The organism is Coleofasciculus sp. C1-SOL-03 (assembly GCF_040220555.1).
Lineage (GTDB): Bacteria > Cyanobacteriota > Cyanobacteriia > Cyanobacteriales > Coleofasciculaceae > Coleofasciculus.
The window spans coordinates 1-13947 of record NZ_JAVJUO010000077.1 but is presented as its reverse complement, the minus strand read 5'-3'; the positions used below and the strand labels follow the sequence as shown (position 1 = coordinate 13947).

The 13947-nt window shown below is 48.8% G+C and carries 10 protein-coding genes; 7 read left to right on the top strand and 3 right to left on the bottom strand.

Features of this window, described 5'->3' with window-relative positions:
* The first annotated feature begins 213 nt into the window (after positions 1-213).
* The 7 genes from RIE73_RS13130 to RIE73_RS13100 all read left to right on the top strand — a co-directional run bounded on the left by RIE73_RS13130 (position 214) and on the right by RIE73_RS13100 (position 8076).
* Entirely contained in the window at positions 214-711 is a 498-nt protein-coding gene (locus RIE73_RS13130; protein WP_446401593.1) for a TIGR00725 family protein, read from the top strand.
* A gap of 264 nt (positions 712-975) precedes the next feature.
* Positions 976-1575 carry a superoxide dismutase gene (locus RIE73_RS13125; protein ID WP_446401592.1) on the top strand — a complete coding sequence of 200 codons (600 nt, stop codon included), beginning with the start codon at positions 976-978 and terminating at the stop codon, positions 1573-1575.
* Positions 1576-1691: 116 nt separating this feature from the next.
* Entirely contained in the window at positions 1692-1901 is a 210-nt protein-coding gene (locus RIE73_RS13120) for a hypothetical protein (protein ID WP_446379114.1), read from the top strand.
* Positions 1902-2301: 400 nt separating this feature from the next.
* Entirely contained in the window at positions 2302-3165 is an 864-nt protein-coding gene (locus tag RIE73_RS13115; protein WP_446344811.1) for an Npun_R2479 family HD domain-containing metalloprotein, read from the top strand.
* 320 nt (positions 3166-3485) lie between these two features.
* Positions 3486-6701 (top strand): TIR domain-containing protein, encoded by a 3216-nt coding sequence (locus RIE73_RS13110; protein WP_446401591.1) that lies wholly within the window; start codon positions 3486-3488, stop codon positions 6699-6701.
* Positions 6702-6731: 30 nt separating this feature from the next.
* Positions 6732-7460, top strand: coding sequence for a DUF928 domain-containing protein (locus tag RIE73_RS13105; RefSeq protein ID WP_446401590.1), 729 nt, complete (start codon positions 6732-6734; stop codon positions 7458-7460).
* A 28-nt stretch (positions 7461-7488) separates the two neighbouring features.
* On the top strand, positions 7489-8076 hold the full coding sequence (locus tag RIE73_RS13100) for a Uma2 family endonuclease (RefSeq protein ID WP_446401589.1): 588 nt from the start codon (positions 7489-7491) through the stop codon (positions 8074-8076).
* A gap of 3 nt (positions 8077-8079) precedes the next feature.
* On the opposite strand, the gene RIE73_RS13095 is transcribed toward RIE73_RS13100, so the two are convergent.
* The 3 genes from RIE73_RS13095 to RIE73_RS13085 all read right to left on the bottom strand — a co-directional run.
* On the bottom strand, positions 8080-10848 hold the full coding sequence (locus RIE73_RS13095) for a CHAT domain-containing protein (RefSeq protein ID WP_446401588.1): 2769 nt from the start codon (positions 10846-10848) through the stop codon (positions 8080-8082).
* Positions 10849-10885: 37 nt separating this feature from the next.
* Positions 10886-11110 (bottom strand): DUF433 domain-containing protein, encoded by a 225-nt coding sequence (locus RIE73_RS13090; protein ID WP_446401587.1) that lies wholly within the window; start codon positions 11108-11110, stop codon positions 10886-10888.
* An 82-nt stretch (positions 11111-11192) separates the two neighbouring features.
* A partial coding sequence (locus RIE73_RS13085) for a beta strand repeat-containing protein (RefSeq protein ID WP_446401586.1) occupies positions 11193-13947 on the bottom strand: 2755 nt, incomplete at its 5' end.

The window sequence follows — 13947 nt, the reverse complement described above, 5'->3', positions numbered from 1 at the left end:
ATCAGCTATTCACCGATAACGGAACAACAAAACCCGCCCTTCCTCACCGATAACGGAACAACAAAACCCGCCCTTCCTCACCGATAACGGAACAACAAAACCCGCCCTGATTCCCCAGTCACCGAAATAACCCTAATTAGAGCAGGACGTTGTGTTGCACAAACAATCCAAAATGATATAACTCCAGTAATCAGCCAATTATACTTTCAACCGATGAGAAAAATCGTTGTCGGAGTGATGGGACCCGGTAACGGGGCTACCGCCACAGACTTAGAACGGGCTTATGAATTGGGACAACGTATCGCCCAACAGGGATGGGTACTGCTGACGGGTGGCAGAAATGTTGGGGTAATGGATGCAGCAAGTCAAGGGGCAAAAGCCGCAGGTGGCTTAACCGTAGGTATTTTACCCAGTAGTGATACTCAGAATATGTCCGATGCTGTGGATATTGCGATCGCGACGGATATGGGGAGTGGGCGCAATAATATTAACGTTCTCTCCAGTGATGTGGTGATTGCTTGTGGTATTGGTGCAGGAACCGCCTCTGAAATCGCTCTCGCCCTTAAGGGTGGTAAACCTGTAGTATTATTATCCGACCATCACGAAAGTCAACAGTTTTTTACCAGTCTGTCGCCGGAGACTATTTTTTTGGCAGCCACCCCAGCCGATGCGATTGACGTTGTGCAGGCGATTGTCCAGAAAAACCCTTAACTGTGCGGAACCGGCGCTAAAGCGCAACTACAAACCAAGCGCAACTACAAATCGGCGTCTAACCCGTTTCGCCACGGCTGGATACCACAAACTCAATCATAGACGTAAGGCGATGGCTACCCCTCACAGAAAACAATCATATTGTTAATGGTTATTACAATAGCCGTTAATCCCTTAATATAGTAATACTTAACCTAAGGAATACATCTAAAGTCTCGGTTCGTTTTAAGCTAGAACACAGTATTTGAGAGGATAGAACACAATATGGCCTACGCACTTCCTGATTTACCTTATGCTTACAACGCGCTGGAGCCTTACATCTCAGCTAAAACACTAGAGTTTCATCACGACAAGCACCACGCGAAGTACGTCACTAAATTCAACGACATGTCCCAAGCCGCTGGTATGGCTGACAAGTCCATCGAGGAAGTCATTAAGGCTAGCTACAATGATTCGTCCAAGTCAGGGCTTTTCAATAATGCCGCCCAAGCTTGGAACCATACCTTTTTCTGGAACTCCATGAAGTCGGGTGGTGGCGGTGCGCCCAGTGGTGCAGTCGCTGACAAAATCAACTCTGATTTAGGCGGCTACGATAAGTTCAAGGAAGAATTCAAGAATGCGGCTACCAGCCAATTTGGTAGTGGCTGGGCGTGGCTAGTCCTCGATAATGGCACGCTCAAAGTAGTTAACACCGCCAATGCTGTCAACCCCATTGCTTTGGGAATGACACCCTTGTTAACCTGTGATGTGTGGGAACACGCCTACTATCTGGATTATCAAAACAAGCGTCCTGATTTTGTGGAAGCGTTTCTCAACAATCTGATTAACTGGGACTTTGTGAATCAGCAAATGGCTGCGGCTTGAAGATAATCCAGTGAAGTTGTCACGTCAGTAACAGTGACTAGCCCCGCCTGATCTGGATATCAGACGGGGCTTTTGGTAGTTTGGGTTCTTGATGTGCGATCGCGCCTATACCGAAAATGAACAGTAAAGACTTAGCCCAATACATTGAAGCGACAGACGGGATTGCCAAGCCTTGGCTGTTAGTGCAATTGCGTTTACGGAAACTCCAAGAGCGTAAAACAACCATGACACCAGATGCCTATACTCGTGAGCTAGCTGAGATTCATCAGGATTTGATGAATCTGGGTGAGTGGTGGCATGGTATTGAAGCGGAGGTGTTTGGCTAATCCTATTCAGATAAGCTCTAATTTCCTGTGCCTGTACTTCCCCAGCTTCCAGACGTAGCATGCTACGTCTCTACATTGCTTCCCCTGCTCTCCTTCTCCCAAAGCACATCTGTGGCTAATTGCAATCAGGTGATCCGTCTCACAGGGGTTACTTGAAAGTATCACGGTGAGCCAAAAAACGTCATCACAGCCTTTTCCAGTATTTTTATTACATTAGAAGTATCGAGTTTGAGAATTTTTCGCTATACCTGTCCTAGGCGTGAAAATCACCGCTGTTGAGCCAAGATGGATAAATGGCAAAGGATAGGATTACTCAACTCTCAGAGAGATTTATCATTATAGTCAACTACTAACTCATAAACTTCGATTGTCCTAACAAGTCCCCTTGAGGTAACCTTCCATGTTTGACACAACCCAAATACTCATCGACAACTTTGTGGATCGGATTCGAGAAGGCTACAGCCGAACTTACGGCGGCTGGAAGTCTGACTATGCCGACATTATCGGCTGGGCGGGCGCCATGGCATTAGAAAATATTGCCAATAGTGACGCTCTCTACCACAATGTTGAACACACCATTTTAGTCACCCTAGTCGGACAGGAAATTCTGCGCGGTAAACATATCCGTGAAGGAGGCATTTCCTGTGAAGACTGGATGCATGCGATTATCTCCTTACTCTGCCATGATATTGGTTACGTTAAAGGCGTCTGCCGACAAGACCGCTTAAGTGAAAACCGCTATGCCACAGGCGTAGATGGGGACAAGGTGAGTTTACCACCAGGGGCGACAGATGCCAGCCTCACCCCCTATCATGTTGATCGCGGTAAGCTGTTTATTGAAGAACGGTTTGGTGGCAATTTACTGATTGATGCCGAAGAAATTAAGCGGAATATTGAACTCACTCGTTTTCCCGTGCCAAGTGATCAAGATCACCTAGACACGAGCAATTGTCCGGGTTTGGTAAGATCCGCCGATTTAATTGGTCAACTCAGTGATCCACGCTACTTGAAAAAGATTAGTGCTTTGTACTACGAGTTTGAAGAAACGGGTGTGAATAAAGCCTTAGGCTATAGTCATCCAGGGGATTTGCGCCAAAACTATTCCAAGTTTTACTGGAGTGGAGTGTATCCCTACATTAAGGACTCATTGCGCTACTTAGAGTTGACGCTAGAGGGTAAGCAAATTGTGGCGAACCTTTATGCCAATGTGTTTGTGGTTGAACATGAACACCCCTCTCTCCATGCAACCATTAGCGCCGCTTAAAAGACGGTAGGGGTACGACATGTCGTGCCCCTACAAATGGTTCAACGGGAAAGCCTGGGTAAGCCTTGATATCCGAGTGTCTCCGTTACATATAGCATTACGAGGTACGGAAAGGACATCAGTTAGTCCAAGAGGGAACTGCTTAACAGGGAACAGGGAACAGTAAAGAATGTCCTAACCTGTCTTAGTACCGCTATAAAACCAACGATAAGGTTTCAGATTTTGAGAGCAAGCCCTAATTCGCGATCGCTGTTCGAGTCGCATTCAGGTTCTTTTGTTATAGTTGTGGATATTAGAAATAAATCTATCTCAAGAGTTAGATGTATGAACCGCGTCCCGGCTTTGACAATGGCTTTATTTCCTATGGAAGAGCCGATAGTAAAGCCTTTGCCCTTAAGCTCTATCAACACCTGACTGAGTACGGCTTAAAAATTTGGTTTGACTTTGAAAATATTCCTCTGGGCGTAGATTTTCAAAACCAAATTGATGATGGGATTGAAAAGGCGGATAACTTCCTGTTCATCATTGCTCCCCATTCGATCAACTCCGCCTACTGCCGTAAAGAAATCGAACTGGCAATTAAGTACCACAAGCGGATTATCCCGTTGCTGCATGTCGAACAGATTAGTCGTGATACCTGGCAACAACGGAATCCCCAAGGAACGGATGCTGACTGGGATGCTTACCAAGCAAAGGGACTGCATTCGAGCTTTCCCAATATGCATCCGGCAATTGGCAAAATTAATTGGGTGTATTTTCGTGAGGGAATTGACGACTTTGAGCAGTCTTTCTCCGGATTACTAGAACTATTCGCAAGGCACAAGGATTACGTACATCAGCACACGTATTTCTTAGATAAAGCCCTAGCCTGGGAACGGCAGCACAAGAGATCACAAGATTTACTCATTGGTGAGGAACGAAAGCAAGCCGAAGCATGGCTGAAGGTGCGCTTTAAAGACGAGCAGCCCCCCTGTACTCCCACAGATTTACACTGTGAGTTTATCAGCGAAAGTATCAAAAATGCTTATAACCTGATGACTCAGGTGTTCCTCTCCTATGCCTACGAAAATGAGGCAGTGATGCGGCAGATTCGCACCAGTCTGTGGCGTGCAGGATTTACGGTTTGGACGAATACCGCTGATATTCAAACAGGGGAAACCTTTGAGACTGCGATTAAGCAGGGTGTAGCCCAAGCAGATAACTTAGTCTATTTGCTCTCACCTGACTCCTTGAACTCCACCTACTGTCAGCAAGAATTAAACTATGCTTTAGCGCTGAATAAGCGGATTATCCCTGTGCTAGTGAGTCCTGTTGAGCCGGAGCAAATCCCGCCAGAATTGCGCTCGTTACATTATATTGATCTGACTGATAATCTACAGGAAGAAGATTACCGTCTTGATGAAAGCCAACTGATCAACATACTGGATCACGAGGCAGTATACTACCACGAGCATAAGATTTTCTTAGCTAAGGCGCTCAAGTGGCAGCAGCAGAACCGCAACCCCAGTATTTTACTGCGGGGGTATAATCTGCGCCGTGCTGAAGCTTGGTTGCAGGTGGCGAAAAAGAGGACTCAACATCAGCCAACAGCTTGGCACGAAGAATTTATCACTGAAAGTCTGCGACAGCCGCCGGAAGTGTCCCATGATGTGTTTATTTCCTATTCTGATGCTGACTCAGACTTTGTGCGTAAGCTGAATGATGCGTTGCAGATGCAGGGGAAAACGACGTGGTTTGACCAGGAAAGTATTTCTACCCAAGCGGACTTGCCCCAGGATAGAGCTTCAGGAAGTGACAGCATTGCCTTGCAGCTAGTCATTGATCAGGGTATTGAACGGGTTAAGGGTATTGAACGAGCTAATACAATTGTCGCGGTGATTTCTCTTCCTTTTGTTAACGATGCTGATGTGGCTAAGGAGTTAGCTTATGCCCAGACGCTGAATAAACGAACGGTTGCCATTTTGCATCAAGAAACAGCCACAGCCGAACTTCCCTTGGCTTTAGAGAACGCCCACTGGATTGATTTCCGTAAACACGGCGGTGAATTTCTACCCAATTTTGGCGAATTAATCCGGATGCTAGATAGTGATCCGGACTATACACGCACTCACACTCGATTGCTGGTGAAGGCGATGGAGTGGGCACAAAAGGGGCGGGATGATAGCTTTTTACTGCGGGGAAAAGATTTAGTTGCCTCTGAGCAATGGTTGCAGGAATCAGCCGATAAGCAACCGAAGCCCACGGCGCTGCAACTCGATTACCTGAAAGCTAGCCGAGAACTGCCTTGTCGCAAAATTAAGCGGCGTTCGGTGGTATTGATGAGTGCTGTTGTTTCGCTGCTGGTGGTTGTGGCTCGGTTTTTGGGGGGGATGGAGTCGGCTGAACTGAGAGTCTATGATCAGTTAATGCGGTTACGTCCCAGTGAACCTCAAGATCAGCGTTTTTTAATTGTTGAGGTAGATGCAGTGAGTAGCGAGGCGCTCCGGCAAGATATGATTGCGGAGCGTTATCAGCCGGGAATTGGCACAATCCCTGACAAAGCTCTTGATCAAGTGTTAGCCATCTTATCGGCACATCAACCCCGACTCATCGGCTTAGATTTTTACCGAGATTTTCAGGCACAACCAGAGTTAGCGGAGCGTTTTCGGCAAACCCAGAATCTGATTGCGCTTTGTAAAGCGAGTTATCAGGATGAACAGGGTAACCGGAGACAGGGTAATCCTCCGCCCAGTGAAGTTCCGATGGAGCGTATTGGATTTAATGATGTCTCTGAGGATGGTGAGCTAATGGTGCGCCGTCACTTGCTCTCAATAACACCAGACCCAGAGTTTTGCAACACACCAGAGGCATTTAGCTTGGTTCTAGCTCGTAAGTACCTGGAAGCCGAGGGAATTTCCTATACATCTCGCCGCGATGACGAAGGTGACTATCTGCGAGATATGCAGTTTGGCGATACCGCAATCCCGGAACTTCGGGGCGATGGCAGTCCTTACCAAGACATCTACAAACTGGGGGGCTATCAAACCTTACTCAACTACCGCGCCCACAAAGGTGACCCCAACCAGTTTGCGCCAACGGTTAGCCTAGAGGATGTTCTCAATGGCAAGGTATCTGCCGCAGATATTCAAGACCGGATTGTGATGATTGGTTACACGGATCTGGCGGATAAAAGTGCTGACCTTTGGAATACTCCCTACGGTAATATGCCGGGAGTGATGGTGCAAGCTCAGATGGCAAGTCAAATTATCAGTGCGGTATTAGATGAGCGTCCCTTAATTTGGTGGTTACCCTTTTGGGGCGAAACGTTGTGGATTTTTGGCTGGTCTACGGTTGGGGGTTTGGTTATCTGGTTTTGTTCTCGCTCGTTGGCGCGAGGGGCTGCTGGTGCTGTCGCTACAGTGGTCGGTTTGTATGGTGTATGCTACCTCATCCTTGTCAGTCAGAGTGGTTGGGTACCCTTAGTGCCTCCAGCGATCGCCATCGTGGTGACTGGAGGCGGTGTGGGTTATCTAACCTATCGACGGCGACAAGCTTAGACATCAATGTAGAGTTAGGAGTTAATGGAGATGAACGGGTTATCACGCGATCGCAAATCTGTCCTGATTTTGATTTTCAGTACGGTGTTGTTCCTGTCTATGCTACCCTTCGACAGTCCCCCAGCCCAGGCGCAGAGAGGGTTTTTGGATCTTTTTCGCCGGGAGCCTAAACCAGGCCGCCCCTCTGGGCGATCGCGGGGTGGAGCGATTCGGGATGAATTCTGTTTCGCTGGAACTAGCCAGCCTTTAACGGCTCTAGTCTCGAAGGAAAATCTGGGGACAACCGTTTCTGCCTATCCTACTCTTTGGTTTTACCTACCTTTGGATCATTCGGAGAGGACAAAAGCAAGATTCGTGCTATTTGATCAAAATCAACGCCTTATCCTTGACCAAAAAATGGCGTTACCGGATGCGCCGGGGATTGTTAGCGTGAAACTGCCGGAGACTGAAACGCCTTTAGAAGTGGGCAAACGCTACAAGTGGTATTTCCAAGTCCTGTGCGATGAGCAGGAACGCTCACGAAACCCATGGGTTAGTGGTTGGGTGGAACGGGTGGAAGCGAGTTCTGAGTTGGTTCGCCAGTTAGAAAGTTTACCTGAATCTGAGCAATATCGGGCGTATTTAGACCATGGTATTTCTCAGGACGCGCTGACGCAGCTAGCTTGGCATCGCTCTGTCCATGCAGAGGCTTGGATGAGTCTGTTGGACTATTTTGAGCTAGAAGAGGTTGCTGATGCGCCTGTTACTCAACTTAATTAGATTAGAACTATACTAGCCCAACCCAGTCATGACTCAGACTCCTGTCAAAAACCTAACCTTTGAAGATTATGTCACCTACGATGATGGCACAGATAACATCTATGAATTGGTGGATGGAAAGCTAGTCATGGTTCCACTACCAACTGCCGATCATAGGGATACGATTGATTTACTCTTGGATGTCTTCAGAGAACAAATCCGTCGCTATCGTCAACCCTGGAAAGCCAAGGACAAAGCTGGGGTGTACACGGGAAAACACCCGGTTACCGGAAAAGATCGTTCACGCACCCCAGATGTCTGTGTCATGACAGCAGCGCAGTGGGCTGAACTGAAAGCAGATAAGCGATCGGCGGCTGTGTTGAAAACGCCACCCCTTTTAGTGGTTGAAGTCGTTAGTCCCGGATCTAAAAAAATCGATTATGAACAGAAATTGGCGGAGTACAAGGCGATAAAAATCCCCGAATATTGGATTGTAGACTTACGCAACTCTCAGGTTTGTGTGCTGTTATTGACAGAGACAGGATATAAAACAACCGTCTTTACGGGATATCAGCGGATTATCTCTCCGACATTTCCCGAACTAGCATTAACAGCTTCTCAGCTATTGTCGGCTTGACACTCAAAACCAACTTCCCACTAAGACATAGGCAGCCCAGAAGAGGGGGGCTTGGTAGTTGTAGTTTATGTCTTGTAACATCGCCTGTTGCGCTCGTCGTAGGGCTTCAGCGCGAGACACTCCCGGTTGTCCTAAGTGTTGGTAGAAGGCTTCGGTGAAGGTAACACTGGAGAGATCATCCAAACTCCAGAGAGACGCGATCGCACTGCGGGTTCCTGCCTGAATTGCGGCTCCGGCAATTCCCAGTACGGCTCGATTGCTGCCTGTGGCGGTGCGGCAGGCACTGAGCAGGAGGAGTTCAATCCCTTGGGTTGTGGTGGACTGTTGGCGGCGAAATAATTGGCTAAATTGGTCTAAGGGGATCTTCCCGTCAGCGGCGAGAATAAAGGTGTCTTCTGGCTTTTCTCCAAATAGACCGTGAGTGGCTAGGTGTACGATATCGAAAGTCGAGCGCTCTAGGCGTTGTTCTAATGCGGTTTTGGTGAAATTTTTGTCTCGGATGAAGGTAACGGGAATGCCTACGGCTTTGATTTTGTCTAACTCGTCATTGGCTTTGTCTAACTTGGCGAAGTTACCCACCTTTGGCGGTGGTTCAGTTAGACTGGCGGCGAGTACATCCATCCGGTTTCGCTCTAGCTGATGAGAATCCCGTACTTCTAGCCCCATTAATAGGGCAGTGGCATAGGTTTGAACCAGATATTTTTCCCCGTCGTAAAGCGCTGCCATGGGAATGTTCCGCAGGGGTTCATCCAGGACAAAAATTAGGGTTTTGATCCCCTGGCGTTCCAGGTAGGGGCGTGCTGGTTTGATTAACCCGTTGTAGAGGGTTTGCCCATCCTCTTTGATAGCTGGGTTGGTGAAGGGATCTTGGAGATTGCTGCGGAATCGTTTTACAGTGGTTTCCACCTTTTCCCTGGATAAGTCAGGGGAGCGATAATGAACTAGATTGGCTTCGTCCGGTAACTTGAGGATGACTTCGATGCGGTCTTTGAGTACAATCGGGTAAATAATGGCAGCCGTTGGGTCTTTTTCATCGACTACTTGGTCAACTTGTACCGTTGAATCCAAACAGGCGGATTGAAAGAAGTTTTCTAGTTCTGCCACCTGTAATGCCTCGATCACCTGACGGGCTTGTTTCAGGTTCTCTTGGCTAGGTTCGCTGATGCCTTGAGGGGATAGGAGCAAATCTACGAGTTCCCGATAGACGGGTTCAACTTTGTCTCGGAACGTAAATTTGATATCGGGGTTGGCGGCAACTAAGTCTCCTCGCAGGAGTTTTAGGGTGTTGTAGGCGCTGGTGTAGGCGTTGGTGGCGGCTTGGGGTTTCTCCTGTGCTTTTAAGAGTCGTCCCAGTTGCCATTGCCATTGATAGGCGACTTCTGGGGTATTTTTGGCTTGTGCCAAGGCTTGTCGGGTGAGGCGTTCAGCGTCCTGCCATTGTTGGGCTGTTTCGTAGAGGTATCCCAGGTAGCCGAGGGCATAGGATTCGGCTACGGTGTCTTTGATGCGTTGTGCCTGCTGTTGGGCATGGGTGAGAATCTGGGCGATTTCTGGGGCAGATAGGGTGGGGTTCAGTTGAGTTTGATGGTGGGTGAGGGTTTGGGCAAAGTGAATTTGGGCATAGATGGCGGGGCGAGTGGTGGGTAGGTTTTGGGCGAGTTCCTGGAGTTGGGGGATTAAGGTAGTGGCGGGTTGCCTTTGGTTGGTTTCTAGGAGTAGGTCGAGTTGATTGACAGATGCCTCAAATTGTGCATTGGGGGAAATAGCGCTGGCAGCGGCTTGTTGATAGTAGTCGATGGCTTGCTCATTCTGCTCTTGGGACTCTTGGGAACGCGCGGTGTTGCCTAAGCCGAGTAAGGCGGCGCTGATATCGGCGGGGGAGTTGAGGGTGCGGGCGATATCCAGGCTTTTCTGGAGTGTTTTTTTGGCTTCTTTGGGGCTACCGAGGGAGCGGTGTAGGTTGCCTAAGTTGGCGTAAGTGGCGGCTTTCAGGGAATTGTCGGGTTGGGTTTTTAAGGTGGTTTGTCTCAGTTGCTCTAGGGTGGTACGGGCGCGACGGTATAGCCCTAAGGCTCGCAGGGCGAGGGCTTGGTTAATTTGGCTGCGAATGATCCCCGGTTCGTCGGGGATTTGGCGGTAGAGTTGGGTGGCGTGCTGCCAGGTTTTCAGGGCGTCTTCGGCTTCCCCTTGAGCCAGTTGCAGAGTGCCTTGGGTGTTGAGGGCTTGTGCCTGCACCCGGAGATGTTCTGGGGTATTGGCGGGGATGGTGTCTAGGAGGGCGAAGCTTTGCTCCATGGCTTGATTGGCTTGATCCGATTCTGCCAATTCCTGATAGGCGAGTGCCAGGTTACTCAATGTCATTGCCTGGTTGAGGGGTTCTCCTTGAGTCTGGTAGGCGGCAGCAGCTTGTTGCCAAGCGTCTAGGGCGGCGGCAAATTGTCCAGCTTGATAGTAGGTTTTGCCTTGTTGGAAGAGGGTGAGGGCGTTGTTGGAGGTAGGGAAGGGGGGAGGATTCAAAGCCTTCTCAAGAGCAGGAGAGAGGTTTTCCAGATCCGGTGAGTCAAGGGAACGAAGGGAGTTGGGGGGAATCAGGGAGGCTGAGGGAGAGGTTACATGAGTTGTATTGGGTGTCAGGGTGTCTGTCAGGGGAACAATGGCAGTAGCGGGCGTCCAGTCTAGGTAGAATCTCAGTAGAGTGAGACTGAGACCCATGCCAACGTAGCACAGGAGTTTGTACAGTTTTGGGCGGCGGGTTGGTTGGGATTTGGACATTTTATATCAAGTTGCCTTCCATCGAACAGGAGACGTTTCACGGTTGAACAGTAACGGTAAGGCGTTCGCGTTGAGCGGCAAACCAAAGACAAGCGAGGATGTCGGTTTGAGTCAGATAGGGAAAGTCTTCTAGAATTTCCTCTTGACTCATGTCGGATGCGAGGTATTCTAAAATATCGTAGACGGTGATTCGCATCCCTCGAATGCAGGGCTTACCGCCACGTTTTCCCGGTTCTAAGGTGATGATGTCTTGGTAATTCATGGGTTTTGTCGGGTTTTGCAGGTTGGTTGGCGTCTATGCTAACTGCCTATCCTGTAGAGACGTTGCATGCAACGTCTCTACATCAGCGCCCTTCCTGACAAGATGGGTGGGGTTGCCATGCTCCCTGGGAATTGGCGGTTGGGACATTGGCGACGAGGGTAACGTTACCTTGTTCGTCAATAATCCAGCCTTGGGCTTCTACGATGCGTTTGGGGGAAGCGGGGGGAGTTGGGGTTGGGGTTGGCTGGGTGGTGGTGCTGTTGATGGGTGTGCCTAAGTCGGCTAGCGGTTGTTCTGGGGTGAGAATATCGGTGGGGCTAGGGGGGAGTCCGTCGCGTCCAGTTACAGTAAATTCATTATTTCCGCTTCCGGTTGGGGAGCAGGTTTGGTCGAGTTGGGGGGCGGCGGTGTCGGTGGGAAGTTCGATTAGTCCCTGGCTGGGGTCAATCACCAGGGAATTGATAGTGATTTGACCTGGGGTACCAAACTCGGAACTGGCATCAATATCATTGGTGCGGTTACCGTCTATCGCTTTCCGTTCTTCGATGCCGTAGATACCAAGGGGGGCAGTAATGGTGATGTTGCCGCCAGTACCCTGGTTGGCTTTAGCAATGATGTCGCTACCGTTTCTGTTGGATGGTCGGGCAAAGAGAATGCCAGTGTTGGCGGTTAGGTTAATGGTGACGTTACCGCCATCGGCATCGCCAAAGGCTTCGGCAGAGATGAGGCTTTCATTCTCTAGGCGCAACAAATCTCTTAGGGTCAGTGTAATTTCAGCTCCCGTTTGGTTATCACTGCTGCCCGTTTGTGCCGTGATTCGTCCATTATCTAAGAGAAGGCTATTGGCGGTGATGTCGAGATTTCCAGCTTGTCCTTGGCGGCTGCTGACGGTTACTTGAGCGCCATCTTCAATACTGAACTGCCCTGTAGTAATGTTGACATCCCCAGCACGACCACCATTAGTCGCTTCCGCTAGGATACCACCACGACTATTCTGGTTTTCATCGGTAAACGTGCCACTCAAGTTGACAGACTCTGTTGCCTCTACAGTGACACTGCCTGCTTTTCCGCTTTGAGTTGATGTTGAAATTAAGCTATCACTGATTTGTAGGGTCTGTAGTCCCTGTAAGTTGATGTCTCCACCTTCCTCTGCTGAGACATTACTCGCTGAAATTTCAGCACCATTTTCTAGTCTCAGTTGAGAGGCATTGAGGGTAATACCACCAGCGTTACCACCATGGGTTGCTTCTGCTGATACCTGCATATTTCCTGCAATCCCCCCTGTATTTTTCCTGCTGTTATTCTGTGCAGACAATCCACTGCTGACAAAAGCACTGTCTGTCCGCGACACCTGAAGCTGATAATCTCCGGTTGAATTCTCTGAAAATGGCTTTACCTGAATAAAGTAAGTGCCAGGTTGACTAAAAGTGAAACTAAGATAAGAGTCTAAGAATTTATTTTCACTTCCTGATGCACCTAACTCAGGAGATGCGTCATCGTTGGACGCCAGTTCTTCGTCTTGCTGATTGAGAAGTGTCAGTACTGTGTCTACCTGGCTGTCAGCACTATCAATATCAAAGATGATGCGAGTTCCTGCTGATCCCACTTTAAAGCGGTATACATCGAAATTGTCCTTTTCTTCTAGCTTTCCGGAAATAGATACATAGGGAATCTGGCTGGAGAACTCGACGTTAGGATTTGACGGCTCACCTTGACTATCAAGGCTAAAATTAGCATCAATATTTTCTGCCTGCGCTGATTTGTTATTTGGTGTGTCTCCTTCATTAAAATTTGGGTTATCGGAGAGTTGAGGCGAAGGTGGCACACTGGAATTCGCGCCATTGATATTCACTGCATCTGCCTGGATCATAATATCGCCTCCCCCACCTGTTGATCCTAAAGCTACAGCAGTATTCACAGTACTGTTCCCTTCTAAGGAAATAGAGCCTCCAGCCTCTAGCATGACCGTTCCTGCATTTCCTTTGCCACCTGTAATACTGAAGATGTTGCTATTCGTTAATGAAATTGAATCTTTTGCTTCAACTGTCACGTTACCGGCATTTCCTGCTCCAAAAGTGGCTGTATCGATTAAGGAAAATTCGGTTAACTTAACAGATCGAGCAATAATTTTGATATCACCTCCTCTACCCATTGCTCCTGGTTCTACAGAGGTAAATAGACGGCTTGCCCGAAGTAAGACAGAATCCTTTACATTTATGTCAATGAAGCCTGCCTCTCCCTTACCTGTAATGGGGGTAATTAGATCGGAATTATCTAAAATAACTGACTCCGCTTCAATCCTGATATCACCTCCATTCCCATTACCCGTCCCCTTATCAGAAACGACACTGGTATTAATATTACCGTTAGTCGTGATGTCACCGCCGTCAGCCGTTAGAGAAATCGCTCCTCCATCTCCAGAGGTGGAGGAGGAGTCAGAAGATGAGGTGGAGGAGGAGTTAAGACTACCGTTAGTCGTGATGTCACCGCCGTCAGCCGTTAGAGAAATCGCTCCCCCATTTTCAGAGGTGGAGGAGGCGTTAGAGTCAGAGAAGGAGAAGGAGTTGAGACGACCGTTAGTCGTGATGTCACCGCCGTCAGCCGTTAGAGAAATCGCTCCCCCATCTCCAGAGTCAGAAGATGAGGTGGAGGAGGAGTTGAGACTGTCGTTAGTCGTGATGTCACCGCCGTCAGCCGTTAGAGAAATCGCTCCCCCATTTCCAGAGGTGGAGGAGGCGTTAGAGTCAGAGAAGGAGAAGGAGTCAGAGGAGGAGTTAAGACTACCGTTAGTCGTGATGTCACCGCCGTCAGCCGTTAGAGAAATCGCTCCCCCATTT

What these genes read in the sequence shown, in the direction of transcription:
- RIE73_RS13105 (WP_446401590.1), top strand. Translation starts at nt 6,732, where the DNA reads ATGAACGGGTTATCACGCGATCGCAAATCTGTCCTGATTTTGATTTTC.
- RIE73_RS13095 (WP_446401588.1), bottom strand. Translation starts at nt 10,848, where the DNA reads ATGTCCAAATCCCAACCAACCCGCCGCCCAAAACTGTACAAACTCCTG.
- RIE73_RS13120 (WP_446379114.1), top strand. Translation starts at nt 1,692, where the DNA reads ATGAACAGTAAAGACTTAGCCCAATACATTGAAGCGACAGACGGGATT.
- RIE73_RS13115 (WP_446344811.1), top strand. Translation starts at nt 2,302, where the DNA reads ATGTTTGACACAACCCAAATACTCATCGACAACTTTGTGGATCGGATT.
- RIE73_RS13125 (WP_446401592.1), top strand. Translation starts at nt 976, where the DNA reads ATGGCCTACGCACTTCCTGATTTACCTTATGCTTACAACGCGCTGGAG.
- RIE73_RS13110 (WP_446401591.1), top strand. Translation starts at nt 3,486, where the DNA reads ATGTATGAACCGCGTCCCGGCTTTGACAATGGCTTTATTTCCTATGGA.
- RIE73_RS13100 (WP_446401589.1), top strand. Translation starts at nt 7,489, where the DNA reads ATGACTCAGACTCCTGTCAAAAACCTAACCTTTGAAGATTATGTCACC.
- RIE73_RS13130 (WP_446401593.1), top strand. Translation starts at nt 214, where the DNA reads ATGAGAAAAATCGTTGTCGGAGTGATGGGACCCGGTAACGGGGCTACC.
- RIE73_RS13090 (WP_446401587.1), bottom strand. Translation starts at nt 11,110, where the DNA reads ATGAATTACCAAGACATCATCACCTTAGAACCGGGAAAACGTGGCGGT.